Annotated in this window: 17 protein-coding genes; 8 read left to right on the top strand and 9 right to left on the bottom strand. The window is 73.0% G+C overall.

Going from position 1 to position 24,980, the window contains the following annotated elements; genetic code table 11:
• Positions 1-110: 110 nt before the first annotated feature.
• The 3 genes from ACWEFL_RS06285 to ACWEFL_RS06295 all read right to left on the bottom strand — a co-directional run bounded on the left by ACWEFL_RS06285 (position 111) and on the right by ACWEFL_RS06295 (position 3,359).
• On the bottom strand, positions 111-1,373 hold the full coding sequence (locus ACWEFL_RS06285; protein ID WP_451708195.1) for an NAD(P)/FAD-dependent oxidoreductase: 1,263 nt from the start codon (positions 1,371-1,373) through the stop codon (positions 111-113).
• 110 nt (positions 1,374-1,483) lie between these two features.
• Entirely contained in the window at positions 1,484-2,869 is a 1,386-nt protein-coding gene (locus tag ACWEFL_RS06290) for a deoxyguanosinetriphosphate triphosphohydrolase (RefSeq protein ID WP_451708196.1), read from the bottom strand.
• 307 nt (positions 2,870-3,176) lie between these two features.
• Positions 3,177-3,359: a hypothetical protein gene (locus ACWEFL_RS06295; RefSeq protein WP_451708198.1), complete on the bottom strand. Its 183-nt coding sequence runs from the start codon at positions 3,357-3,359 to the stop codon at positions 3,177-3,179.
• A gap of 150 nt (positions 3,360-3,509) precedes the next feature.
• Here ACWEFL_RS06295 and ACWEFL_RS06300 point away from each other — a divergent pair, with 150 nt between their 5' ends.
• The 7 genes from ACWEFL_RS06300 (at position 3,510) to ACWEFL_RS06330 (ending at position 18,606) form a co-directional block, all read left to right on the top strand.
• Positions 3,510-4,385, top strand: coding sequence for a DUF4132 domain-containing protein (locus ACWEFL_RS06300; RefSeq protein WP_451708200.1), 876 nt, complete (start codon positions 3,510-3,512; stop codon positions 4,383-4,385).
• The gene (locus ACWEFL_RS06305) at positions 4,382-9,463 is read left to right on the top strand and encodes a hypothetical protein (RefSeq protein ID WP_451708202.1); all 5,082 of its coding nucleotides are present in this window, start codon (positions 4,382-4,384) and stop codon (positions 9,461-9,463) included. Before ACWEFL_RS06300 ends, ACWEFL_RS06305 begins: the two co-directional genes overlap by 4 nt.
• A complete protein-coding gene (locus tag ACWEFL_RS06310) occupies positions 9,460-10,620 on the top strand; it encodes an AAA family ATPase (RefSeq protein WP_451708205.1) in 1,161 nt (386 codons plus the stop codon). The genes ACWEFL_RS06305 and ACWEFL_RS06310 overlap by 4 nt, the downstream gene beginning before the upstream one ends.
• Positions 10,607-14,989, top strand: coding sequence for a DUF5682 family protein (locus tag ACWEFL_RS06315; RefSeq protein WP_451708207.1), 4,383 nt, complete (start codon positions 10,607-10,609; stop codon positions 14,987-14,989). Before ACWEFL_RS06310 ends, ACWEFL_RS06315 begins: the two co-directional genes overlap by 14 nt.
• Positions 14,986-16,914: a hypothetical protein gene (locus tag ACWEFL_RS06320; RefSeq protein ID WP_451708210.1), complete on the top strand. Its 1,929-nt coding sequence runs from the start codon at positions 14,986-14,988 to the stop codon at positions 16,912-16,914. Before ACWEFL_RS06315 ends, ACWEFL_RS06320 begins: the two co-directional genes overlap by 4 nt.
• 32 nt (positions 16,915-16,946) lie before the next feature.
• A complete protein-coding gene (locus ACWEFL_RS06325) occupies positions 16,947-17,678 on the top strand; it encodes a SanA/YdcF family protein (RefSeq protein WP_451708212.1) in 732 nt (243 codons plus the stop codon).
• A 346-nt stretch (positions 17,679-18,024) separates the two neighbouring features.
• A complete protein-coding gene (locus tag ACWEFL_RS06330; protein WP_451708814.1) occupies positions 18,025-18,606 on the top strand; it encodes a TIGR03086 family metal-binding protein in 582 nt (193 codons plus the stop codon).
• A gap of 84 nt (positions 18,607-18,690) precedes the next feature.
• Here the strand turns inward: ACWEFL_RS06330 and ACWEFL_RS06335 are convergent, their stop codons facing one another.
• From ACWEFL_RS06335 to ACWEFL_RS06355, 5 genes are all read right to left on the bottom strand, one after another.
• Positions 18,691-19,314, bottom strand: a complete 624-nt coding sequence (locus ACWEFL_RS06335) for an NADPH-dependent FMN reductase (protein ID WP_451708214.1) — start codon at positions 19,312-19,314, stop codon at positions 18,691-18,693.
• A gap of 170 nt (positions 19,315-19,484) precedes the next feature.
• On the bottom strand, positions 19,485-20,732 hold the full coding sequence (locus tag ACWEFL_RS06340; protein ID WP_451708216.1) for an amino acid ABC transporter substrate-binding protein: 1,248 nt from the start codon (positions 20,730-20,732) through the stop codon (positions 19,485-19,487).
• Between the two features lies 1 nt (position 20,733).
• Positions 20,734-21,255, bottom strand: coding sequence for an ester cyclase (locus ACWEFL_RS06345; RefSeq protein WP_451708219.1), 522 nt, complete (start codon positions 21,253-21,255; stop codon positions 20,734-20,736).
• Positions 21,252-21,848, bottom strand: coding sequence for a YceI family protein (locus ACWEFL_RS06350; RefSeq protein ID WP_451708222.1), 597 nt, complete (start codon positions 21,846-21,848; stop codon positions 21,252-21,254). Before ACWEFL_RS06350 ends, ACWEFL_RS06345 begins: the two co-directional genes overlap by 4 nt.
• A 97-nt stretch (positions 21,849-21,945) precedes the next feature.
• Positions 21,946-23,028, bottom strand: a complete 1,083-nt coding sequence (locus ACWEFL_RS06355) for an LLM class flavin-dependent oxidoreductase (RefSeq protein ID WP_451708224.1) — start codon at positions 23,026-23,028, stop codon at positions 21,946-21,948.
• A 194-nt stretch (positions 23,029-23,222) separates the two neighbouring features.
• Between ACWEFL_RS06355 and ACWEFL_RS06360 the strand changes: the two genes are divergently transcribed.
• Complete coding sequence (locus ACWEFL_RS06360; RefSeq protein WP_451708226.1) at positions 23,223-23,831, top strand: flavin reductase family protein; 609 nt, start codon at positions 23,223-23,225, stop codon at positions 23,829-23,831.
• A gap of 223 nt (positions 23,832-24,054) precedes the next feature.
• Here the strand turns inward: ACWEFL_RS06360 and ACWEFL_RS06365 are convergent, their stop codons facing one another.
• Positions 24,055-24,780, bottom strand: coding sequence for a Crp/Fnr family transcriptional regulator (locus ACWEFL_RS06365; RefSeq protein ID WP_451708229.1), 726 nt, complete (start codon positions 24,778-24,780; stop codon positions 24,055-24,057).
• Positions 24,781-24,980 lie beyond the last annotated feature (200 nt).

Genomic DNA, 24,980 nt, shown 5'->3' on the forward strand with positions numbered 1-24,980 from the left:
CCGGCCCTCCGGGCCCCCGGTGCACGTCGTCCCTCCGGCCCTCCGGACCCGCGGTCGCCCCGACTCTCAGTCTCCCGGCCGGGCTGATCGCAGTCCCCCGGTCGGGCCGGTCACCCGGTCAGGGAGGCGAGCGGCACGGTCGGGTCGCCGAGGTCGTCGGGCGCCACGGGGGTGCCCGACCGGATCAGCGCCTGGATGGGCTCGGTCACGTCCCACACATTGACGTTCATGCCCGCGAGCACACGGCGGTCCTTGAGCCAGAAGGCGATGAACTCCCTCTTGCCGACGTCCCCGCGCAGCACCACCTGGTCGTAGGAACCGGCCGGCGCCCAGCCCGAGTACTCCATGCCCAGGTCGTACTGGTCGGAGAAGAAGTACGGGACGCGGTCGTACGAGATGTCCTGGCCGAGCATGGAGCGTGCGGCGGCCGGGCCGCCGTTGAGCGCGTTCGCCCAGTGCTCGACGCGGAGCCGGGAGTCCAGCAGCGGGTGGTGGGCGGCGGCCACGTCACCCGCCGCGTAGATGTCGGGGTCGGAGGTGCGCAGGGAGGCGTCGACGGCGATCCCGCCGCCGTGCGCCCGGTCGGCGAGCGCGAGTCCCGCGGCCTCGGCGAGCGCGGTCCGCGGGGCCGCGCCGATCGCGGCGAGAACGTCGTGGGCGGGGTGTTCCTCGCCGTCGTCGGTGCGGACCGCGAGCACCATGCCGTCCTGGCCGGTGATCTCGGTGAGGCGGGCCCCGAAGTGGAAGCGGACACCGCGGTCCCGGTGGAGTTCGGCGAAGATCTGCCCCAGCTCGGGGCCGATGACCTGGCGGAGGGGGGTGGCCTCCGGTTCGACGATCGTGACCTCGGCGCCGTACCCGCGGGCGGCGGCGGCGACCTCCAGGCCGATCCAGCCCGCGCCCGCGATGACGAGCTGGCCGTTCTCCCGGCCGAGGGTCGCGAGGACCTGGCGGAGCCGGTCCGCGTGGGCGAGGCGGCGCAGATGGTGGACACCGGCCAGCCCGGTGCCGGGGATGTCCAGCCGCCGCGGTTCCGCACCGGTGGCGAGGAGGAGCTTGTCGTAGTGGAGGACCGCGCCGTCACCCAGCCGCACCGATCTTCCGTCCCGGTCGACGGCGACGACGGTCTGGCCGAGGTGCAGTTCGACGTCGGCCTGTGCGTACCAGGCGGGCTCATGGACGAAGACGCTGTCGCGCGTCTCCTTGCCGGCGAGGTAACCCTTGGAGAGGGGCGGGCGTTCATAGGGGTGGTCGCGTTCGTCGCCGATGAGGATCACTCGCCCGCTGAACCCCTCGGCACGGAGGGTCTCGGCGGCCTTGGCCCCGGCGAGACCACCGCCGACGATGACGAATGTCCGATGTCCGTCGACCACTTGATGCCTCCTCTTCGCTTCTGCGTCGCTCTTCAGTACTACGCCGCGCAGCCTTCAGGGAGCGTCCCGCACGGAGCGTGATGGCGGAAGAGGGAGTGCGTCCGGGCGTGTCATCCGTGGGTGCTCCCGGCGGTGGCCGACGCGGGTCGGTGACGGGCCGTGAGCTGGGCGTGCAGGGTGCGGGCGGAGGCGTCGGTGAGCGAGGCGAGCTGATCCACAATCACCCGACCGCGCGCCCGGTCGTCGTCCGCCGCGTCGAACAGGGCGCGGAACTGGGGGTCGAGGCTGTCGGGCGCGCGGACCGTCAGCGCCTGGGCCAGTTCGGCCAGCACGATGCGCTGGTCCGCGCGTAGGGCCTCCTGCTCGGCGCGCTGCATGACGTACCGGTCGGCGACGGCCTTGAGGACCGCGCATTCGTTCCTCGTCTCGCGGGGGACGACCAGCTCGGCCCCGTACCGGGTGAGCCGTCCGGTGCCGTACGCCTGGCGGGTCGCGCCCTCGGCGGCGAGGCAGAACCGGCCGATGAGCTGGCTGGTGGCGTCCTTGAGACGGGCCTGGGCGACGGACGAACCGTCGTAGTGGTGCGGCCACCACTCCTGGTTGATCAGGCGGTCGAGGGCCTCGGCCAGTTCCTCGGGGGCGGTGTCGGCGGGTACGTAACGGCCGATCGCGACCCGCCATATCTCGTCGCGCTCCGGTTCGGCGAGCAGCAGGTTGGGGTCGATGTGCCCCGCGTGCAGTCCGTCCTCGAAGTCGTGCACGGAGTAGGCGACGTCGTCGGACCAGTCCATGACCTGGGCTTCGAAGCACTTGCGGTGGGCGGGGGCGCCTTCGCGCACCCACTCGAAGACCGGGAGATCGTCCTCGTACACCCCGAATTTCGGGGAGCCGGGGTCGGTGGGGTGTCCGCCGCGCGCCCAGGGGTATTTGGTGGCGGCGTCCAGGGCGGCGCGGGTGAGGTTCAGACCGACGCTGGTGAGGGAGCCCTCGGCGGTGCGGATGAACCGTTTGGGTTCGATACGGGTCAGCAGGCGCAGCGACTGGGCGTTGCCCTCGAAGCCCCCGCAGTCCTCGGCGAAGTCGTTCAGCGCCACCTCGCCGTTGTGTCCGAAGGGCGGGTGGCCCAGGTCGTGGGCGAGGCAGGCGGCCTCGACGAGATCGGGGTCGCAGCCCAGGGCCGCGCCCAGCTCGCGGCCGACCTGGGCGCACTCCAGGGAGTGTGTGAGCCGGGTGCGCGGGCTGGCGTCCCATGCCTGGTTGCGGGTTCCCGGTGTGACGACCTGGGTCTTGCCGGCGAGCCGGCGCAGGGCGGAGGAGTGCAGTACACGTGCGCGGTCGCGCTGGAAGGCGGTACGGCCGGGGCGTTTGTCGGGCTCGGGAGCCCAGCGCGCGGTGGCCCGTTCGTCGTACAGGTCGACGTAGGCGTGGGGGTGGAGGTAGGGGTGGGGGCCGCGCGGTTCTGGCCCGGTCGGTGTGGTGCCGGTGGTGCCTTCCATGCACCGACGGTAACCGGCCGCGGTGACGGACGGGGACCGGTGCACGACGCGGGGGCGAGTTCTCGCCACTGGTGTGACCTGTGTGGTGCTCAGGGCGTCGTGGTGGCGCTGGAGCGGCGGCCGGGCGAGGTGGGACGAGCGCTGAGCGGGCCCGGCCGGTCCGGGGCCGGGCCGGGGCCGTCTCGGCTTCGCGGGTGGCGGGCAGGCCGGTAGGGCACGGCGGGAGGGAACGGCGGCGCGGTGGCGTGCGGTGTGCTGGCGGGAGGCGTGCTCGCGGAGGTCGCGAAGCGCACGGTGGGTGAGGTGGTCAGGGCATGGGCGGCGACGAGGGCGGGACTGCCGGCCGGGAGGTCGGCAGGGGCTTCTGCCTGCGGGTTCCGTTCAGCCGGACGCGGCCGAGCTGCGCGCTCAGCTCGGCGGTGATCCGCGAGAGCAGCTGAGCGGTGGTGTCGAGGGGCAGGGACTCACGAGGGTGTGCCGACTGAGTCATGAGCGAATCCTGACCGACCGGGATTGCAGGGTCATTACATGGCCATGACGAGAGTTTTCCACAGGGGTGAAGGCTTCCGGGCGGGCTGTCACTGCCCCCGCTTACTGTGATCGACATCGAAACCGAAACGTCGGGGAGGGCGGTCTTGCCATGGGCTGGATCGAGACAGAGGGCGGCGGATACACCGTGTCGCTGGACGGCGCTGACGTGCTGTGCCGGAATGCGTCGGGACGCCTGCTGAAGCAGGTGCCGTCAAAGCTGAAGGACGACGCCGTGGTGGTGCGGCTGCGGCAGTTGTCCCAGTGGCTGGAGCGCCATGAGCGCGAGTGCCGGGAGCAGGTGGACACCTGGCTCGTGCGCTCTCTGCCGGTCCCGGTGGCGCTGCTGGTGCGGGTCTGGCCGGACGCGGCCTGGCAGTCGGCGCTGCGCGATCTGGTGGTCGCGCCGGTGGGTGCGGACGGCGGGGCCGACATGGAGCGGGCCGGTTTCCTGCGCGATGTGGACGCGGAGAAGGGTGCGGGGATCGTCGATCTGGACGGCGATTCGGTCCGGCTGGAGTGCGAGAGCGTGCTGATCCCGCATCCGGTGCTGCTCGAAGACCTTGAGGATCTCCGGGAGTTCGCCGTCGAGCTGGGTGTCGAGCAGCGTGTGGAGCAGTTGTTCCGCGAGGTGTGGCGGCGGCCCGACGAGGTCGGCGGCCATGAGTGGAAGGCGTACGCCGAGGGGAAGTTCAAGCAGCTCCGGCATGCCACCGCGCGTGCGGTGTCGCTGGGCTACCGGGTGCGCGGCGGGCAGGCGCTCTGCCCGCTGGTGGAGAACGGGCGCGCGCTGGAGGCGGCCTACTGGCTGGGGTCCGACTATCCCGACGCCGAGGCGCTGACCGGGTCGCTGGAGTGGCGGGACAGGGCCGGAGGCAGGCTGCCGCTGACCGAGGTGGGGCCGGTCGCCTGGTCGGAGGGCGAGCGGATGGCCGCGCTGGTCTACGCGAGCCGGGTCGTCGTGACGGAAGAAGAGGTGCTGCGGTGAGCGGCACGGCGGGCACGGGTGCGCGGAGCACCGACGGGCAGGGCACGGACGCGGACGCGGGACGCGGTGCAACAACTACGGGAGGGATCGGGGGATCGATGGACGGGCTGATGGAGGCCGGGGCGGTGCTTCCGCTCGACGGAAGCGCGGACGGTGACACGGGCAGGGCGAAGGGCCGGGCCAGGGGCGGGAGCGAGGAGGGCCGGGGCGACCGCCTGACGGCGCGGGCGTACGGGCATCCGGCTCTCGAAGGCCGCACGGTGGTACGGCTGGTGCCGGAGGCGATCGGTCCCGCCGAGGATCTTGCGCTGGAGTACCTGGGCTTCGAGAGCGGCGGGTCGGAGGCCGTGGGCCGGGTGAAGCGGCAGTCGCTCGGTTTCCCGGCCTGGGCCCTGGTCAACGACCCGCGGAACGGTCATCACGCGCTGGCCGTCGTCAAGGAGATGGAGCGCCTGACGCGTCTGGTGTCCACCAAGCCGGGACTGGCGAAGGAGGGATTCGATGAGATCGGGGAGCGGCTCGACCGTTCCGTCCCTCACTTCCTGCCGACGTACTTCGAGCAGGTGGCGCGGCTGTTCCTCGCCGTCGAGGCGCAGCAGCAGGCGTCCGTGTTCTTCGGCAAGGCTCGGGCGGCCGAGCAGCGGCACGCGCTGAAGGTGGACGAGGAGCGGCTGCGGGAGGTGTTCCTGGAGTTCGCGGGGGCGGGCGCGCTCAGCGGGAAGGCCCTGCGGGAGCACGCGAAGGGGCTGAGCGACCGGCTGCCGCCGCCGCGGGCGTACGAGGAGTTCCGGGCGGTCACCTTCCAGCGGTGCTCGGCCGGGCTCACCCCGTACGCGGGAATGCTGGAGGATCTCCGCCGGCTCGCGAGGAACGCGGGGCTCGACGCCGCCGCCGAGGAGCGCGGGCTGATCAGGGAGATCGTCCACACGGGTGCGATGCGCCACGCGTCCGGCGGTTTCTGGAAGTCGGCGCTGTCCTCGCTCACGCGGGTCGCGTCCGAGGACCGGGCCGTACAGGAGAAGCTGCTGGCGCTGCGGCCGGACGTCGGCGGCGACAGTCCGGAGGCGTTCGACGGGTCCTGGCTGGCGCTGCTGGACGCGTGCGGGGCGATCGAGCTGCTGCTGGACGGGACGGTTCCGGCCGCCGAGTGGGTGTCGGGGTGGAGCAGGCACCGGCAGCGCGGCTGGCGCGACACCAAGCGGCTGGCGGCCGAACTGGCCCTGGTGGAGCGGTTGGCGGAGCGGCTCATCGCGGACGGCACACCGGTGAGGCTGCTGGGCCGGGGCTACCGTCCCGCCACCGATCTCGATCTGCTCGATCTCTGTCTGTCCCTGGGGATTCCGGTCGAGGCTCCCGAGGAAGGGGCGTCGGGCCTGGACCTCGACTCCTGGCTCACGGACGAGTCGGAGGGGCGCAGGGATCTGGCCGCGCTGGCCGGTGATACCCGGTTCGCGCGGGTGCTGCGCGCGGGAGCGGAGCGTGCCGCGGGCGAGACGGAGTCGCCGGATCGGCTGAAGTGGATCGACCGCTATCCCGCGCTGCGCGAGGCGCTCGCGGGCTGGCTCGCCGACCGCGCCGACGATCTCGACCGGCCGCTCGGGCTCCCGGAGACCGGTGCCCTCCTCAAGAGGCTCGTGACGGTCGCCGCCCCCTCGGTGCTGGCCATGTCGCCGCGGACGCTGACCCGGATCACCTCGTTCTCCCCTGCCGGGGCGCTCGCGCGCACCCTGCGGGCGGGCGTCTTCGACGAGTTGGGCTGGCCCGCCCTGGAGGAGGGTCTGGCGGAGCTGGGCGATATCGACCCCAAGGGCTCGTCCCGTCGGCACCACAGTGGCGACGACGCCTGGTACAGCGTCTCGGACGCCTGGCCGGCGCTGATCGTACGGCTCCGCAAGCTCGCCGTCGCCGTCGGCCCCGAGGGCGTGGTGGACCGGCACACGATCTCCCTTCCGGCCGACAAGGACCACTCCTGGTCCGGGCCGACCGTCCGCTACATCGGCGGCCAGTGGCTCGTGGCGAACGGGTACGGCGACCACCGCCGGGCCCGCTGGTCGGGCCGGGCGGCCGAGGTCTTCAAGCCGAACGGAATGCTGCCCGACCGCTGGGTCTCGCTCCAGACGCCGTCGCTGCAACTGCCGGACGGCAGCCGCACCTTCGGCGGGCGGCCGGTGCACGCGGGCGACACCTCGTTCGCGGAGGAGGCGCGTGCGGTCGCGTCGGACGGCGTCTCGCTCTGGGTTCTCCACGAAGGCCGGTGGTGGGACTACGACCCGGAGTCGGCCCGCAGGGGCCGGATCTCGGTTCCCGCCTTCTTCGATTCGGGCCTGGCGGACGGGCCGGGCCTGGCGGACGGGCGCGGCACCCTGCTGGAGGGGTACTGCCGACTGCTGCCCGTGCCACCGGGGATGGAGAGTTCACCGTTCGGCGGCAAGGACGGGCTGGTCGGCTGGTGGGTGCGGTTCGATCCGGCGTCGCACACCGTCACCGCCTGCTCGGTCGACGGCAGCCGCAGCCCGGCGGTCGCGGTCAAGCCGGGGATCGCACCCCACCAGGTGTCGACCGGGATTCCGCTGCCGCCGCTGCGGCTGCCCGGCGGTGCCGTACTCCATCCACGCGTGTCCCGCCACTATGACGCGGCGATCGAGTTCTACGACGCCGACGGCGTCCACCTCACTTCGGTCACCGAGGGCGCCCATGGCGATCTGTACGCGGCGGGCACCCGGCTCGTACCGCCGCTGGCGTACTGGCACGCACTGCGCCCCCGCGACGAGCGGGGTTCGGCCGCGCTGCGCGGGGTGACCGACACGGACGCCCAGGCGCTGCTGACCGCCGTCGCAGAGGGGGCGGAACCGGAGGACGCCGTCAGAAGCCGGCTGCCGGAGATCACCCATCCGGGGCTGCTGGCCGGTGTCGCCGGGCTGGTCAAGGTGGCGGCGCGGCAGGCCGAGCGCGTCGGCGACCTCACCGAGCGGGCGCGGCGCGGGACGGGCTCGGAAGCCCCCGCACCCGTGATCCTGCACGCGGACGACGACCGGCTGGGGCAGGCCCTCTCCGGCCTCCCCGACTTCCGGCGCCACGGCTACTCGTCGCAGCGGCACGCCACCACCGCCATAGGCCAGGTTCACGCCCTGCGGGAGGTACTGGCACCCGGAGCGGGCGACGCCAAGGTGGACCTGTCCGGCACCGGGATCCCCTGGCTGTCCCTGTCCGGCGCGGGCCTGGCCGCCGCCGCCGTGCGCGCCGCGTCCCCGGCGGTGGAGGAGGCCGACCGGGAGGCCCTGCTGGAGTTCCTGGACGCGGCACTGGACGTCCGGGCGGACGGCGAGGCGATCCTCGCGGACCCGCGAGGGCGGCTGAGGACCGTCCATCTGAAGGACGAGCGGGCCGGGGAGTCCGACAGCATGCTCGGCGAGGTCCGGCACTCGGGCGCCCGGCGGCTGCTGTTCGTGGCGTACCGGTACGCGGGCGACGAGCACACGCACTGGGACTGCGTCGAGTTCGACCCCGCCGGAGCCTTCGGCGGCTGGGACGGGTACATCGAGGCCGAGGCCGAGGTGCTGGGCTCCGCCGACGACCCGCTGCGGGCGGATGTCGTGCGCCGGATGGTGGAAGCCGTACGGGAGCGGGGCCCGCTGCCGTACCGGCCGGAGCAGGCGGAGGAGTTCGCCGGGGAGGTCGGTGTCGGCGCGGCGGTCGCCGCACTGCTCCAGCTCGGGCTTCCGGGCGTGAACGACTACGGCCGCGACGGCCTGCTCACGGCGGAGTACCTCACGCCGCTGGGGCTCAAGTCCGCCGACGCCAAGGCCGCTCGCGCGACCCTGAGCGTGTTCACCCCCGCCGAGCGGCAGCGCTACCTCGGTCTGCTGCTGCCGTCGTCGCCGGGGCGGGTGGACGACCTGTGGACGGACGGCTTCGACCTCGGACCGCTCACCGGCGCATGGGTCGAGACGCGTGGCAGGCGTCGGGTCGCGCCCTCCTGGCTGACCGGCCGGGGAGTGACCGAGACCGGCGGGGGCACGCTGCTGGACACCGTGCTCAACCCGCAGGCGCAGCCCGAGCTGACCGGCCGTACCGTGCAGCGGTTCCAGGACGACGCCCTGCGCTCCGAGGACCAGGAGAAGCTGCTGACCGGGCCGCGGCTCACCTCGTACGTCGACACGCTGCGCTGGCTCGCGTACCGGCTGCCGTTCGGTGATCCGCTCCGTCAGGTCCTGCCGGTCACCCTGCGGATGCTGCGGGAACGGCTCACCGACCCCGGTCTGCTCCTCGACCTCGGGGTGGACTGGGACACCTCCGGCAAGGCGACGTCGGCGCGGGTGCGGGAGGCGTTCGGGCTGAAGCCGAGGGACAAGGGCACGAACGACCCGGCGAGCCCGACGCACACGGAGGAGGGCCTGATCGAGCTGTCGGACGCCCTGGTCCTCTGCCCGATGAAGTACTACGCCGGTTTCGACTCGGTGTGGGTCAGGGCCTCGGCGGTGGCGGCGGGAGAGGGCGCGGGGCCGGACCATCCGGCGCTGACGCTGCTCCTCGGTGTGGCCGGTGAGCAGAGGAATCTGATGGCGCTCCGGACGCTGCTGAGCGAGGAGTTCGAGGCGCTGGTGACGGCCGACGGGCCTCCGGGGTCGCCGCAGTGCCCGACGCACAGTGTGCCGGAGCTGGTCAAGGCCGCGATGGAGCGGTTCGGGCTCGGCGAGGACGCGGCGGCGCTGTATCTGACGCTGCTCGCGCTGCCCGATCCGTCCGACAGGAACCAAGCGGAGTGGACCGGCTGGAAGCCCGCCCGGCTGAAGAAGGCGCGCGCCGAACTGGCGGCCACGGACCTGGTGGTGGAGGCGAAGCGGGCGCGGGCCGGGCGTTCGCTCTTCCTGCCCGGCGGCTGGCTGGAGACGAAGGCCCCGAGGCTGCCCGTGGAGAGCTGGAAGGTTCCGCTGCTGCCCTGGGACACGCAGGGATTCGTGACGCCGGACCGGCCGGTGGCCGAGCTGTTCGAGGCGGCCTGGGAACGGGTCGTGAACGGCGACGCGCCGGGGTTCGAGGAGTTCAAGGGGCGTAACACCAGGGGAGGTTCGCGATGAGCGGGAACACGCTGGAGTCGGCCGGGACGCGCGGCGGGCGGCAGGTGGAACTGCCGGAGGACCGGTTCGGTGAGGAGCTCGAGTTCCTCGCCGCGTACGACGACGGGCCGAGGCCCCCCGGCTGGCGGATGACGCCGCGTGCGGTCGTGCTGTTCGTCTGCGGCTCCGGTGGTGAGCGGCTGAAGGCGGCGGACGGCCGGCAGCTGGCGGTGACCCGGAAGTTCGTGGGCGACCGGGCGCTCGTGGAGCGCTGCGTGGTGACGCTGGCCGGTGAGCGGGGGCTGCTGCTGACCGGCGAACCGGGTACCGCCAAGTCGATGCTGTCGGAGCTGTTGTCCGCCGCGGTGTGCGGCACCAGCACGCTGACCGTGCAGGGCACCGCGGGCACCACCGAGGACCAGCTGCGCTACGGCTGGAACTACGCGATGCTCCTCGCCAAGGGGCCGAGCCGGGACGCCCTGGTGCCGTCTCCGGTACTGACCGCGATGACGCGTGGCGCGGTCGCCCGCGTCGAGGAGGTCACCCGCTGTCTGCCCGAGGTGCAGGACGCGCTGGTCTCGCTGCTCTCGGAACGCCGGATGTCCGTGCCCGAACTGGCGAGCGGCGACGGCGAGGAGGGGACCGTGCACGCCGTGCCGGGCTTCACCCTGATCGCCACGGCCAACCTCCGTGACAAGGGTGTGTCCGAGATGTCCGCCGCGCTCAAGCGGCGGTTCAACTTCGAGGAGGTCGGACCGATCGCCGACCTCGACGCCGAGACCGCGCTGGTGCGCGGTCAGGCGACGGCCGCGCTGGCCAGGTCCGGCGCGGCGTTCGGGGTGGACGACGCGGTACTGGAGGCGCTGGTCACGGCGTTCCGGGATCTCCGGTCGGGACGCAGCGCCGAGGGCTGGGAGGTCGAGCGGCCGTCGACGGTGATGTCCACGGCGGAGGCGGTGCAGGTCGCCACGTCCATGGGGCTGGGGGCGGCGTATCTGGGCGACGGGCGCGATGTGGTCCGTACCCTGCCGGGGCATCTGCTGGGTACCGTCCGCAAGGACGACCCGGCCGACCACGCCCGGCTCCTCGGGTACTGGGACGGCCCGGTCCGCCGCCGGGCGGAACGTGGCGCGCCGCTGTGGCGGACGCTGTGGGAGCTGCGTGATGAACTCGCGTGAATCGCCGGTCGTCCGGGAAACGGGTGCGTCGTGCCGGGCGGCGGGGTCCGGCGGGTTCGCGGTGGACACCGAGCCGGTCGAGCCGATGGAACCGCTGGTCGAGCTGATGGAACCGTCGGTCGAGCCGATGGAACCGGGAGTGCCGGTAGAGCCGGGCGGGGCGCTCGGGTCGCCGGCGGAGGCGCTCGCTTCCCTCGCGGGGTGCCGTGATCCGTATCTGATCGGGGTACGGCACCACTCCCCCGCACTGGCCGCGGCCGTTCCCGCGCTGCTGGACGAGGCGGCTCCGGAGGTGTTGTTCATCGAGTTGCCGGAGGAGTTCGCGCCGTGGCTCGGGCATCTGGGCGACCCCGCGACCGTGCCGCCGGTCGCGCTGGCGGGCAGCGGGAACGGGCTGGTCTTTCTGCCGTTCGCGGAGTTCTCGCCGGAGCTGGCGGCGATCCGGTGGGCGCGGGAGGCGGGCGTCGAGGTGGTCCCCTTCGATCTGCCGCTGGCCGCGCGGTCGGAGGCGGATCCGGAGGCCGGTGTACCGGGACAGTCCGGGGCCCGGGAGTCTCGTCTCCAGCGTCCTGGGCCCCGGCCGTCCGAGGATCCGCCGCCGGGGTCGCTCGCGGCGGCCCTGCGGGACCGGGCCGGAGGCCGCCCCGGTGACGATCTGTGGGACCGGCTCGTCGAGGCGACCGCTCCCGGCTGTGAGCCCGAGGCCCTGCGCCGGGCCGCGCTGCTGGTCGGCTGGGCGCTGCGGTCGGACGCGGGCCAGGTCGACGGGTACGACCTGCGGCGTGAGGCGAACATGAGGCGTCGCCTGGCCGAGCACCGGGGGCGGCGGGCCGCGGCGGTGATCGGGGCGTTCCACGCACCGGCGCTGAGGGGACTGCCGACGGACGGCCATGACGTGCCGTCGCCGGGAGCGACCGGGCCCGGGGGCGTGCCGGAGACGCAGGCGACGGCAAGCTCGCCGCTCCCGTCGGCACCGGGCGTGGAGGCCGCCGTGTCCCGAGCGCCCGGAGCAGGCGCCCCGGCGGGGCAGATGTCCGAAGGCACCGGGTTCGGTCGTATGGCGTCGGCCGTGCCATCGGGCGGGAAGGAACCTGATGGGCCGACGCGCGCCGGACGCGATGCCGACCGCGCCGGGCGCGCTGCCGAGATCGTCACCTCGCTGGTGCCGTACTCGTATCCGCTCCTCGACGAACGCTCCGGCTACCCGGCCGGGATCAGGGACCCGGAGTGGCAGCACGGCGTGTTCCACGCGGCGGGCGACCCCCGGCTGCTGGACGAACTGCTGACCGCCACGGCGGTACGGATCTGCGCGGCCGTACGGGAGGCGGGGCACCCGAGCGGGCCCGCCGACGCCCGGGAGGTCGTACGGATGGCCCGCGATCTGGCGGCCCTGCGCGGGCTGCCCGCCGCGAGCCGCGGTGAGCTGGCGGAGGCGGCGCAGACCGTGCTCACCCAGGGCAGGCTGCTGGGCCGGGGCCGGGTCGTGGCCGCCGCCATGGAGCGGGTGCTCGTCGGCAGCCGGCAGGGACGGCTCGCGCCGGGGACGCCCCGTTCGGGGCTCGGACCGTCGGTCGAGGCGCTGCTCGCGGAGTTGAAGCTGCCGGGGCCCGATGAGCCCGAGCGACGGGAGCTGCGGCTGGACATGCTCCGCACCGATCTCGACCGCCGCCGGGAGATCTGTCTGCGGCGGCTCACGGTGTGCGGCGTTCCGTACGGCGAGGAGTCCGCGGTCGCGGGAGTCGGCGATGCCGCCGCCCTGACCACCCGCTGGGCGGTGAGCTGGTCGCCGTCGACGGCCGCGATGCTCGATGTGGCGGGGCTCCACGGGGTGACCCTGGAGCAGGCCGCGGAGGGAGTCCTGCGGCGGCGGCGCTCGGACGAGCACCGCCGGGGCGGGCCCACGGCCGCGGACGTCGTCGACGGACTGGCGGAGGCGACGCGATGCGTCCTGCCGTCGCTCGCCGCCGAGCGGCTGACCGAGGCCGCGGAGTTGCTTCCGGCCACCGGCACCCTGCCCGAACTGCTCGCCGCGCTCACCCTGTTGGACCGCATCGGGTCCGGTCATGTGCCGGGTCTGGACGCGGACTGGGAGCGGTCCGCGGTGGCGGCGGTGTACGACGAGCTGACCTCGGCGGGGGTCCGCGCGCTCGACGGACTCGCGGGCTCCACCGAACCGTCCGACGCACAAGCCCTCGTCTCGCTCGCGGGACGCGCGTCCAAAGTGGGCGGCGGGCTGCGCCTCGCCGACGCGCTGGCCCGTCTCGAGACGGACGCGACCGCGCTGATGCGCGGCGCGGCGGGCGCGGCGCGGGTGCTGCTGGGACAGCGGGATCCGGGCGAGTTCGGCATCCGGCTGGCCTCGCGCGCGGATTCCGCCGACACGCCCGAACTACGCGGCGAGCTGGCCGACTTCCTGCGCGGCGCCCTGCTCGCGGCGGGGCCGCTGCTGGAGACGGGCCGTGCGCTGGACCCCCTCCTGGAACGGGTGGAGTCCCTGCCGGACCGGCGGTTCCTGGACCGGCTGCCCGCGCTGCGGGCGGGTTTCGACACACTGTCGCCCGCGGCCCGTTCGCGCCTGCTGTCGGCCGTCGAGGACCGCACCGGCACCGCCGCGGGCACCCTGACCGGCCCGGTGACGGACCCGGCCGCGCTGGCCCTGCTCGCGCTGGCGGACCTGGCGGGCCGGGAGGCGTTGTCGGCGAGGGGCCTGACCGCCGACGGAGAACCGGCCCCTGAACCCGGCCCGGCACAAGGCCCCGGCTCCGGCCCGGCACGAGGCCCGGCGTCGGGGCCCGCTGCCGGCTCGGCACCCCCTTCGGACCCGGACGCGGCAGCCAACCCGGGTGCGGAAGCAGGCTCGGATGCGCCCGCCGGAGGCTCCCGGCTCGCGCCGGGGCGCCCGGCCCAGGGCCGCGTGGCGGACGGGCAGGGCGCTGGGGCGCTCGGCACGGGCGCCACGACCGGGGGTGGTACCGGCGGCGGGGTTCCGGCCGTCGCGGCGTTCGAAGTGGCCCGGTCGTCGGCCCGGTCGTCGGACGGCGACTCGGGCGACCGGCCCGGTGGACCACCCGCGTCCACGGCGATCGGCGATACGGGCTCCGGGCCGGTCCCGGAAGGCAGTCCCGGTTCGTACACGGACACGTCCGGCCGCCCTGTAGAAGTAGAAGGCGACAAGGACTCGGGCTCGGGCGGGCCCGGCGGTTCCCCCGGAACAGACGGTTCCCCTGGCACGGCGGACGGGCCCGTCGCCCTCACCCCCGGCGAGCGCTGGCGGCTTCTGCTCGGCCGGGGACGGGAGCTGAGCGGCCGGGCGTTGCGGTACGCGACCGCGCTCGACGAGTTGTACGGGCGCGGGCGCGGCGAGGGATCCCACTGCGAGGAGGGGTACGGCGGCGGAGCCGGTGGAGGAACCGAGCCCGCGTATCCCGGTGTGCGCTCCTGGTCCGAGGAGCTGGCGGCGCTCTTCGGGCCCGCCGTGCGCGAAGAAGTGCTCGCGGCGGCGGCGGACGCGGGGCGGATCGACGCCGCCTTCGAGCTGGATCCCACGGCCGCGCGGCCCTCGGTCGAACTGCTGCGGACCGTGCTGTCGTACGCGGGTGGCCTCCCCGAACAGCAGCTCGCACAGCTCAGGCCGCTGGTGGCCAGGCTGGTGCGGGAGCTGACGGACGCGCTCGCCAACCGGCTGCGGCCCGCGCTCACCGGGCTCGCCCATCCGAGGCCCACACGGCGGCCTGGCGGCCCGCTGGATCTCTCCCGTACCCTGCGGGCGAATCTGGCGACCGCCCGCAGGGACCCGGACACCGGCACCGTGACGGTCCTCCCGGAGCGGCCTGTGTTCCGTACGCGGGCCCGCAAGTCGACGGACTGGCGACTGGTGCTCGTCGTGGATGTGTCCGGCTCGATGGAGGCGTCGACGATCTGGTCGGCGCTCACCGCGTCCGTCCTCGCCGGAGTCCCCGCCCTGAGCACGCATTTCATCGCCTTCTCCACCGAGGTCCTCGATCTCACCGACCATGTCGACGATCCGCTGAGCCTGCTGCTGGAGGTCCGGGTCGGCGGAGGCACCGACATCGCCCGCGCGCTGCGGCACGCGCGCGAGCTGGTGACCGTGCCCTCCCGTACGCTCACCGTTCTGATCAGCGACTTCGAGGAGGGCGGACCGGTCGGGCCGCTGCTCTCGGAGGTGCGGACGCTGGTCGACTCGGGCTGCCATGTCCTCGGCTGCGCCTCGCTCGACGACCAGGGCCTGCCGAGGTACTCCACCGCGGTGGCCGGCCGGCTGGTCGCCGCGGGAATGCCGATCGCCGCACTCAGCCCTCTGGAGCTGACCCGTTGGGTCGGCGAACGCGTAGGAGGTACGCAGCGATGACGACGACACCCCTGCCCCCGGTGGCCGCCGACGTCGCCGCCGGGGCCCTCGATCTGCTGCCGGCCCGCTTGCGCAAGCGCGTCGACGGCGCACTCGCCAAGGCGGCCGGCTGGCCGGTGGAGGCCACGCCCGACGGCGTACAGATCAGGGTGGACGAGGACACATCGGTGACCCTGACGACGACCGGCGGGATCGTGGCCCGTGCGGACGACGCGGTCTGCGGCTGCCTGCTCGCCCCGGCCTGTCTGCACCGCGCGGCCGTCCTGTCGAGCGCTCCCCTCGCCGAAGAGACGGCGGAGACCACGGAATCCACCCAGGCGTCAGAGACCACGGAGGCGGCGCGAACAGCCGAATCGGCTCAGCCACAGCAACAGTCCCAGCCGGAGGCGGAGGTGGAGAGCGGTGGCGCAGGGGGCGGAGAACCGGGATCCGAGGGAGCGGACGGCGCGGCCAGGCGCTCGGCGTCGGAGGAAGAGGACCGACCCGCTCGCCGGGACGCCCCCTCCGACCACGCCACCGCTGCCCCCGCCGTCCTCACCTCAGCCGATCTCACCCCCGCCCAAGCCGCCGCTCTCGCCTCGCTCCGTACCGCCGCGACCGATGTGCTGGTCGCGGGGGTTACGGGGGCGGGGGCGGTCCAGCGGGCCGAGTTGCTGCACGCGGCGCACTCGGGGCGGTTGGCCGGGCTGCATCTTCCGGCGGCCGCCGCGGTGCGGATCGCGCGGCGGCTGGGTGAGGCGCGTTCACAGGATCCGGGGTTCCGGCTGCCGGAGCTCTCCGCCGAGCTGGCCGAACTGCTGGATCTCCTGCGCAGGCCCGCCGACGCGGTCACACCGGCCCGCCGCGCCTACCAGAGCGCGAAGCCTCTCCGGCTGTACGGGCTGTTCACCGAACCGGTTGTCACCGCGTCCGGTTACGCGGGCGCGACGGCGTACGGCGCCGCGGCCGACGGGACGCTCCACACGGTCTCGGACATCGCGCCGGGCACACCCGATCGGGCGCTCCAGGCGGCGGGCACCCCCGTGCCGGGCGGCTGCGCGCTGACGCTGCGCGAGTGGGGCGACGGCGGCGCGGTGATCCTGACGAACCCGACGCTCTCTCCGGACGGCCGAGTCGGCGGCGGGTCTCGTGTCCGTTCGGTCAGGACGGCGGGCGCGCGGTGGCATGAGGCACCGCTCGACGCGCTCTGGCGGCGACCGCCCGCCGAGCAGCTCTCGGGGGCACTCGACTGGCTGACGCGGCCTCCCGAGACCCGTGCCGCGGGCGGAGATCTGCTCTTTCTGACCGGGACGGTCACCGACCGGGGGTTCCTCGTCGACGGCGGTCCACCGGTGCGACTGCTGGCGCCGGACGAGCGGCCGGAGCTTCCGTACGCGGAGAATCTGCGGCTGATCGCCTCGCGGCCGGGGCTTCAACTGCGGCTGATCGGGCGGGCGGTGGCCGATCGGGCGGGCGCGGTTCGGGCGCTCGCGGCGGCATGGACGGGGCGTGACGGAGAGGTGCTGCGGGTGGATCTCGGGCTGCGCAGGCTGGACCGTTCGCACCTGCCCGCGCCCGAGACGGTCGCCCTGACCTCGACGCCGGCGGCGCCGCCCGCGCTTCCCGCGGAACTGGATCTGCTGCGGCGCGCGGTGGACCGCGCGGTCGCGGGCGGGCAGGCGGTCACCGCCGCTTCGGCCGACGCGGAACTCCCCAGCAGACTGCGGGCAGCGGGGCTGACCACAGGGGCCGCGTGCATGCGCTCGCTGGCCGAGACGGCGTCCGACCGCCGTCAGGACGGCCTCGGCAGGCTGCTGCCCGCCGACCCGGACGCGTTCGCCACGGCGTGGCTGGCCGCCGCCGTCTATGCCTCGGCGGCGACACGTTCGCTGATACCGGCCGCCTGGGCGAGCACGGACACCCCGCGGGATGGGACGCCTGAGTGAACCAATCCGCCTCCCCAATCGTCTGACCAGCTATGAAGCGACCACAGCTCAGGCTGCGCCTGCCCCGGCCACGCCGACCCGGCGGGCCGGGCAGGCTGGGACCGCTGCTCCGCACCCGGCGTGGGCAGCGGCTGCTGGTGCAGGCGGTGATGGTCGGCTCTGTGATCGCTCTCGCGCCCGCGACCTGGATGCATGTGGTCGCCGACAGCAGGGTCCGTACCGTCGCCGAGGTGCCGGGCCAGGACGTCGCCATGGTCTTCGGGGCAGGACTGCGGGATGGCAGGCCCACGCCGTATCTGGCGCACCGGCTGGACGCGGCGGCCGAGTTGTACCGGATGGGGAAGGTCAAGGTCGTCCTCGTCACCGGGGACAACAGCCGGGTGGAGTACGACGAGCCGGACGCCATGCGGACGTATCTCACCGAGCGCGGTGTGCCGGACGGGCGGATAGTCAGCGACTACGCCGGGTTCGACACCTGGGATTCCTGTGTACGCGCCAAGAAGATCTTCGGCGTCGACCGCGCGGTGCTGGTGACCCAGGGATTCCACATCCGGCGCGCCATCGCGCTCTGCGGATCGGCCGGGATCCAGTCGTACGGAGTCGGGGTCGCCGAGCGCCATGACGTGACCTGGTACTACGGGGGCGCGCGGGAGATGCTCGCGGCGGGCAAGGCCGCGCTGGACGCGGCGGTGAAACCGGATCCGCGGTTCCTGGGGGCCCAGGAGAAGGGCATACAGGAGGCGCTGGCGTCGGCCGACCGCTGAGACCGGACCGCTGGCACCGGTCCGCTGACGTCGGATTGCTGACACCGGACCGCTGACGTCGGGGTGTCCGCCCCGACCGGCCAGGCACTCCGGATCCGCAGAAGGACGGCGGCCGGCGGCGCACGGCAGGCTGCGGACCGCCTGCGGGCTACACCAGACGCGGGGCGGATCGCACCGGCGAACGGCGGACGGCGGCGACAGACGGCAGGCGGCAGGCGACAGACGGCGGCGGCAGTCGCACCGGCACACGGCGGATCGCGCGCGGTCAGGTGACAAGCGGCCGGTGACACGCGGGCGTCCGCTCGCGTCGCCCCGGTCGACGCGCGACAGTGAGCCCATGGCAAACATGGAGAACGACGTGACGGCCCTGCTCAGCCGTCACTCCGAGGCCCTCGAACTCTTCACCGACCGGGTCCATGCCGTGCGGCCGGATCAGTGGGACAACGCGACGCCCTGCACCGACTGGTCCGTACGCGATCTCGTCAACCATCTCACCGCGGAACAGCTCTGGGTGCCCGATCTGGTGACCAACGGCTCCACGGTCGCCCAGGTGGGTGACGCGTACGAAGGCGATGTGCTCGCCGCGCACCCGCGGGCGGCCTGGGACACGGCCGCGCGCGGTGCCCGCCGGGCGTTCGGAAAGCCGGGCGCGCTGGAGCGGACCGTGTGGCTCTCCTACGGGGAGACCCCGGCGGTCGCGTACTGCGCGCAGATGACCACGGACGCGGTGGTGCACGCCTGGGATCTCTCGCGGGCGATCGGCGCGTCCGAACGGCTGCCGGAGGCGCTGGTGGCGTTCGCGCTTCAGGAGGTCACCCCGTACGCGTCGGAACTGTCGAAGTCGGGCCTGTTCGCTCCGCCGATCGAACCGCCGCCGGGCGACAGCCAGCAGACCAGGCTGCTCGCCCTCTTGGGCCGCCGCGCCTGACCGGTCGACCCGGCGGGGGCCTCTCAGGGGTGATTCCCGCACCCGACCCGGGACTCCGCCCCGAGACCCCGCCCCGCCCCGCCCTCACCCCGCGTACGGCCGTACGGACTTGGCGTCCCGCAGCGCCTGCCCCCACCAGCTGAGCTGATCGAGCATCGACGTGGCCGCCGCGCCGCAGGCCGTGGGGTTCCTGTGCCGGCCCTCGTGGTCGAAGTGCTTCTGGGCCTGGTGGAAGGAGACCGTGTCGCGCACCGTGACGGCGTGCAGTTCGGCGAAGACCTGCCGCAGATGCTCCACCGCCCGCAGACCGCCGGACATTCCGCCGTAGGAGACGAATCCGACCGGTTTGGCGCGCCACTCGCCGAAGTGCCAGTCGATCAGGCTCTTGATGGAGGCGGGGAAGGAGTGGTTGTACTCGGGTGTGACGACGACGAAGGCGTCGGCCCCGGCCAGCAGGGGTGAGACCTCGGACAGGCTGTCACGCACGGTGGACGCGGGCTTGGAGACCAGGGCCGTGGGCAGGTCGACCGTGCCCAGATCGACGAACGCGACGTCGAAGTCGTCGCGTTGGGCCGTCTGCCCGAGAGTCCAGTCGGCGACGACCGGCCCGAACCGGCCTTCGCGGTTGCTGGCGGAGATGACGACCAGTTTCAGTGGGGCGGGAATGGCGGTAGTGGAGTGCGGGTTCTCCCGCGTGGCGAGGTCCATGGGAGAGAGACTCCTACCTCGACTTTACTTGAGGTCAAGTCCGGAACTCTGATTGAGGTCAAGGCCCGCCGCCTGGCAGCAGGGGCCGTACGGACACCGCCGCCGGGGCCCGTCTCCGCTGTCGCCCGTCCGGGGCGGCGGCGCACCCGGCCCGCCGCCCCGTGAGGGCCTCAGTTCCCGGTGCCCGAGTTCTTGGTACCCGGCTTCCACCCCTTGACGATGCGGTCGGTGGTGGCGATCCCGTTCGGCAGGACGTACTCGATCCGGCCGTTCTGCCACTGCCCGATCAGGTACTCGCCCCTGGGGCTGCCGTCCTTGTTCCAGCTCAGCTCGCCCAGGACCGTCTGGACGGAGTTGGCGCGCAGCCAGTCGGCCAGGGCGGTCTGGTCCTCGACACCGCCGACGCCCTCCACGGCTGCCTGGAGCACCTGGCCGGAGGCGAACGCGTCGGCGGCGTCCTCGGGCGGCAGGCCGCCGAACATCTTCCGGTAGGCCGCGACGAACTCCTCGTTGCCGGGAGTCTTGGCCTGGGGGGCGTGGCTGATGCTGAACATGACGCCTTCGGTGTTCTCCGCCCCGACGGCGTCCGCGTACTGCTTCCCGAGCGAGGGGGCCACGATCTGATAGAGCCAGTCGGGGGTGAAACCGGCCTTGAGCAGCGAGCGGACGACGCCGACGCCGTCCTCGAACCCCGAGCCGTTGACGACCAGTTCGGGCCGGGCGGCCTTCACCCCGGCGACGATCGTGTCGAAGTTCTTGGTGTCACTCGGGTAGGAGGTCTCGTAGACGGTCTTGACCCCCGCCTTCTCCAGCACGTCCTTCATGGTCTTCACCGCGGGCGCGGCGAACGGGTCGTCGACCGTGGGGTACGCGGCGGTCTTGGGGCGCTCCGCCTCGGGCAGGCCCGCCATCCACTTCGCGAACGTCAGACCGCTCTTGTCCGCCGTGGCCTGCTGGGTGAAGAACAGATACTCGAAGCCCCGTTCGAACATCTCGGGGGATCCGCCGGCCGGTTCGACGAAGAGCTTCTTGTTGCGTTCCGCCACGGCCGACGCCGGCAGGTTCAGCAGGGAGGAGTAGCTCCCGACCAGCAGATCCACCTTGTCCTTGCTGATCAGAGCGTTGTAGTCGGCGACGATGGTGTTCTGGTTGGACGCGTCGTCCTTGATCACGAGTTCGACTTTCCGGCCGAGGAGGCCGCCGTCGTCGTTGACCATCTTCCGCCAGACCTCGTACCCCTCCTTGGCGGCCTTGCCCGGCTGGGAGAGCGTGCCGGTGAGCGGGAGCGAGGCGCCCACCCGTATCGCTCCCTTGGATCCGCCGTCCGAGGCGTCCGCTCCGCAGGCCGCGACCGTGAGCATCAGGACGGTGAGGACGGCGGGAACGAGTCTCCGGCGACGGAGGAATCTTGTCGACATGTCAACTCTCCTTGGGCGTCGGGGACGAGAGCAGAGTGGCGGGGTCGGGCAGGACTCCCAATTGCCGGAGGAGTTCCAGTTCGTCGGCGAAGTACCAGTGTTCGGCGATGCGCTGGTCCTCGATGCGCCAGATGGCCGTCTCCACGATCTCCAAGGCGCGGCCCGTCGGCGGGATGCCGAACAGGACGCCGGTGTGGCGGGCCCGTAGGGTCCACACCGCCCAGACCATGTCGTCCTTGGCGATGATGTCGGTGATCTCGTCCTGGCGGTCGGACAGGGAGTCGGCGCGGTAGCCGTGTGCGCCGAGTCCGGACAGCTCGCCCAGGGCCTTCATCCCGATTCTCGTCACCCGGGCGCCGGGTCCGACGAAGGCGGCCCGGTCGGCGAAGGCGGCGGACCGGTAGCGGCGGATGAGGTCGAGGTTGGCGCGCTCCTGCGGTGTGTAGCGCGGCTCCTGGTGTCCGGGCGAGAGCGTGGTGACCAGACTCCGGCCGGACCGGCCGGAGGGGGACGGCGCGTTCACGGGGCGTCCGCGAGAACGAGTTCGATGTCGAGCCGGATGTCCACGCGGTCGGACACGACGGCGCCGCCGGTGTCCAGCAGGGCGCCGAAGGTGAGCCCGAACGCCCTCCGGTTGATCGAGGTCGTGGCGTGGAAGCCCGCGCGCGTGGCGCCGCGGTGGGTGACGAATCCGCCGAGGCCGACGTCGAGGCGCACCGGCTGGGTCGTGCCCTTGATCGTCAGTTCACCGTCCACCGGGTACCGGTCGTCCGGTGTGGTGGCGGACGAGGCCGAGGCGCCGTGGAAGGTCATATGGGGAAAGTTCAGTACATCGAGGAATTCGGGTGAGCGGATCAGCTCGTCCCGCTTCGGATGGCCCGAGGCCACACTGGCCACCCCGATGGCCGCCTCCACGGTGGCCCGGGCCGCCGGGTCGTCCGGGACGGTCACCCGGCCGGTCACCTCGCCGAACCGGCCGTAGACGGTGGCGATGGTCATATGCCGTACGGAGAAGGCGACGCGGCTGTGCGCCGCGTCGATCTCCCACACACCGGGCGGTACGGGCAGCGGGTCCATGGTTCGTGTCACCGCGGTCCGGCGGTCGTCTGCGGTCATGGGTGATGCCTCATTTCCGTGTTTCCGTGCGCTGTTTCCGCGTTTCTGTGTGCTGTTTCTGTGTGCTGCTGACGTCGGAGGGAGGAGCTGCGGGGGTTCACCGGCGTACGGCCGTCCGGCCCGCGGCGGCGGGCGACGCGTAGCGGGGCATCACCTCGTCGATGAACAGGTGCAGCGACCGCCGCGCCACGGCCGGGTCCATCTGCCCGTACAGGAAGACCAGGCTCATATGGTCGAGCCCGACGCCCTCGTACTCGCCGATCTTCTTCGCGACGGTGTCCGGGCTGCCGATGATCATCGACTTCTCCACGAAGCCGGTCCGGTCCTCCGGCGAGACGCCGACCACGCTGTTCTTGAAGCCGGGTGTGCCCGTGGAGGTGCTGAACAGATTGCGCGTCATCGTGGTCAGATAGTCCAGCGGGCCCTCGACCGCCGCGGCGGCGGCTTCGTCGGTCTCCGCGACGAAGATCATTTTCTGGGTGAAGGACCATTCCCGCGCATAGGCGAGGGTCGCGGCGTCATGGCCGGCCTCGTCCAGGGCCGAGTGGTACAGCGCGTACCTCGACCCGATCTCGTCGGGCAGCATCCGGCCGGTCATCAGCGGCCATCCCCGGCGCGCCGCCGCGAGGGCTCCGTCCTCGGTGAGCGCCGCTCGCGCGAACCTCGGACGCCGGTTCCAGGAGGTCGGCATGATGCGCAGCCGCAGGGTCCCCTGGGCGTGCTCGGTGCGGTACTCCAGATCGGGATCGTCGAGCGTCTTGTCCAGGGCGGCCTCGACCACCGCCATCGTCTCCTCGGTCAGCGCGCCGCGCCGCTGGGGATCGCGGCCCAGACCCAGGTACTCCAGCGGAGATCCGCCGGACCCGATCCCGATCACACAGTTGCCCTGCGTGAGCATGTCGAGCAGATTGCACTGCTCGGCGAAGTTCAGCGGGTTGGAGAGGGCGGGAACGGCGACCGAGAGCACGATGGTGGAGTTGGTCAGCCGCGGGTACAGATAGGCGCCGAAGGTGAAGGGGTTGCCGTAGGTGTTGTAACCGGTGAAGTGGTGGTCGGTGAGGCAGATACCCGCGAAGCCCGCCCGGTCGGCGATGACGGCCTGCTCGGTGACCGCCGCGATGATGTCCCGGTCGTGTTCCGGGCTCGGCGACTGGGCGTTGAGGTAGATCGAGAAGCGCATGGGCGGACTCCCGGTTCATTGCGAGAAGGAGCAGCGGGTCGCTCGACGGTGGCAGTGCGGGGCGTCCCCGCTCAACGATCTGTGCCATACGGCATAACCGCTGACCGCGCGGGGTGCCATATGGCACATCCGGTGTACGCGGGCACGGCACCGGGGTCATGGTCTGATTCCGAGGACCGAGACCAGGAGGCGTCATGAGCGCATCGTTCACCCGTGATCCCGCCCGTTCGGCGGCGTTCACCCGTGATCCCGTCCGTGCGACGCCGAAGGGGCACCGGCTGGGCGATCTCGCGCTGGCGGGGTACGGAGTCGCCGCCCCCCTGCTGAAGCAGATCGCGGGTTCGCTGCCCACCGGGGTCACCGTGGTGACCACCACCGGGGAGGACGGCGGACCCCGGGGGCTGACGTCGGGCGCCGTGTGCAGCGTGTCGGCGGAGCCGCCGCTGCTGCTCAGCTGCATCAAACGCGATTCGTCCACGCTGCCGGCCATCCAGGAGCGGGGGGCGTTCGCGGTCAACATCCTGCGCGCCGAGTCCGCCGCCGTATCCGACCTGTTCGCGCGTCCCGGCGCCGACCGGTTCACCGGGGTGGAATGGACGACGTCCTCCCGGGGACTGCCGCTCCTGCACCGGGACACCGTCGCCCATGCCGAGTGCGCGCTGTACGACCTCATGGAGGCGGGCGACCACACGATCGTGGTGGGGCTCGTCCTCGACGGCGCCGTCAGCACGGAGGCCGCCCGTCCGCTGCTGTATTTCCGGCGGGACTACGCGGGCTGGCCGGATCCGCGGGCCACCCGGTGACCCCGGCCGGTCGCGGCTCGCCCCGGCCCCGGGCGGCCGGTCCGGCGCCGTGGGATGCCGGTCCGGCGTCTTGAGATGCCCGGCCGGGCCGTACGGTTCACCAGCGTCGCGGTCCTGCCGGACGGCGGGGTCGCGGGGCGTGGGGGCGGAGGGCGACCGGTGAGGGCCGGTCCGTGCCGGATGGGGCGCGGCGGGGCGCGGCGGGCCGGTGCCCGTCAGCGGCTCACCGGATCTCGTGGCGGACCCGGCGGGCGTCCGTCACCCGGGTGTGGCGGTTCAGGCTGTCCATGTCGCTCAGCACATAGTCGGAGCCGTCCCGGGTGACCCAGCCCCGGCGCGCGAAGCCGCTGAGCGTGCGGTTCACCCGCTCACGGGACGCGCCGACGTGGTGGGCCAGTTCGTGCTGGCTCATGTCGAGCGTGACGCGGACTCCCTCGCTGGTGACCCGGCCGAAGCGTTCGGCGTGGCGCAGGAGCACCCGGGCGACCCGGGTGCTGATCTCGGGAGCGAGCAGATCCTCCATGACCTCCAGCAGCGTGTTCGCCCGGTCCACGGCGATCTGGAAGACGCGGATGGCCGCCGCGTGATGGGTGGTGATCCACCACCGCAGCGCATCGCGGTCGAACTCCACGGCGAGCGACGGTGTCATGGCGACGGCGGAGCCGAGCCTCATCGGCGGGCCGAACGGGTCGAGGTTGCCGAACACATCGCCGGGGCCCACGACCATATAGATCTCCTGCCGGCCGGTGACGCCCTCGCGCATGAGTTTGACCTTGCCCGCGGCGAGACAGAACACGCTGCCCCCGGCCTGCCCTTCTTCGAAGATCACCTGGCTGCGCGCGCAGTGCCGTACCGTTCCGCGGCCGGTCAGGTCGGCGGCGACGCTCCCGGGCACATCGGCGAACAGCACATTGTCCGCCAACTGGTCGATCAGCGTCCGCGGTTCCACAGCGCCCCTCTCCGCCCACCCTGCTGCTGCCCCGGCGGCCACCGTGTCCGGAAGTGACCGTCCGGCAGGCGTCACTGTATCCCGCTGCGCCCGAATCGCACCCGTTCCGGACGACGCCGTTCCACCGGGGGCACGGCGCTGGAACCGCGTCTGCCGTCGGCACGCCGCCCGGTGACGCTCGTCGGCCAGGGGCCCATCGG

It is taken from the genome of Streptomyces sp. NPDC004838 (assembly GCF_053600955.1).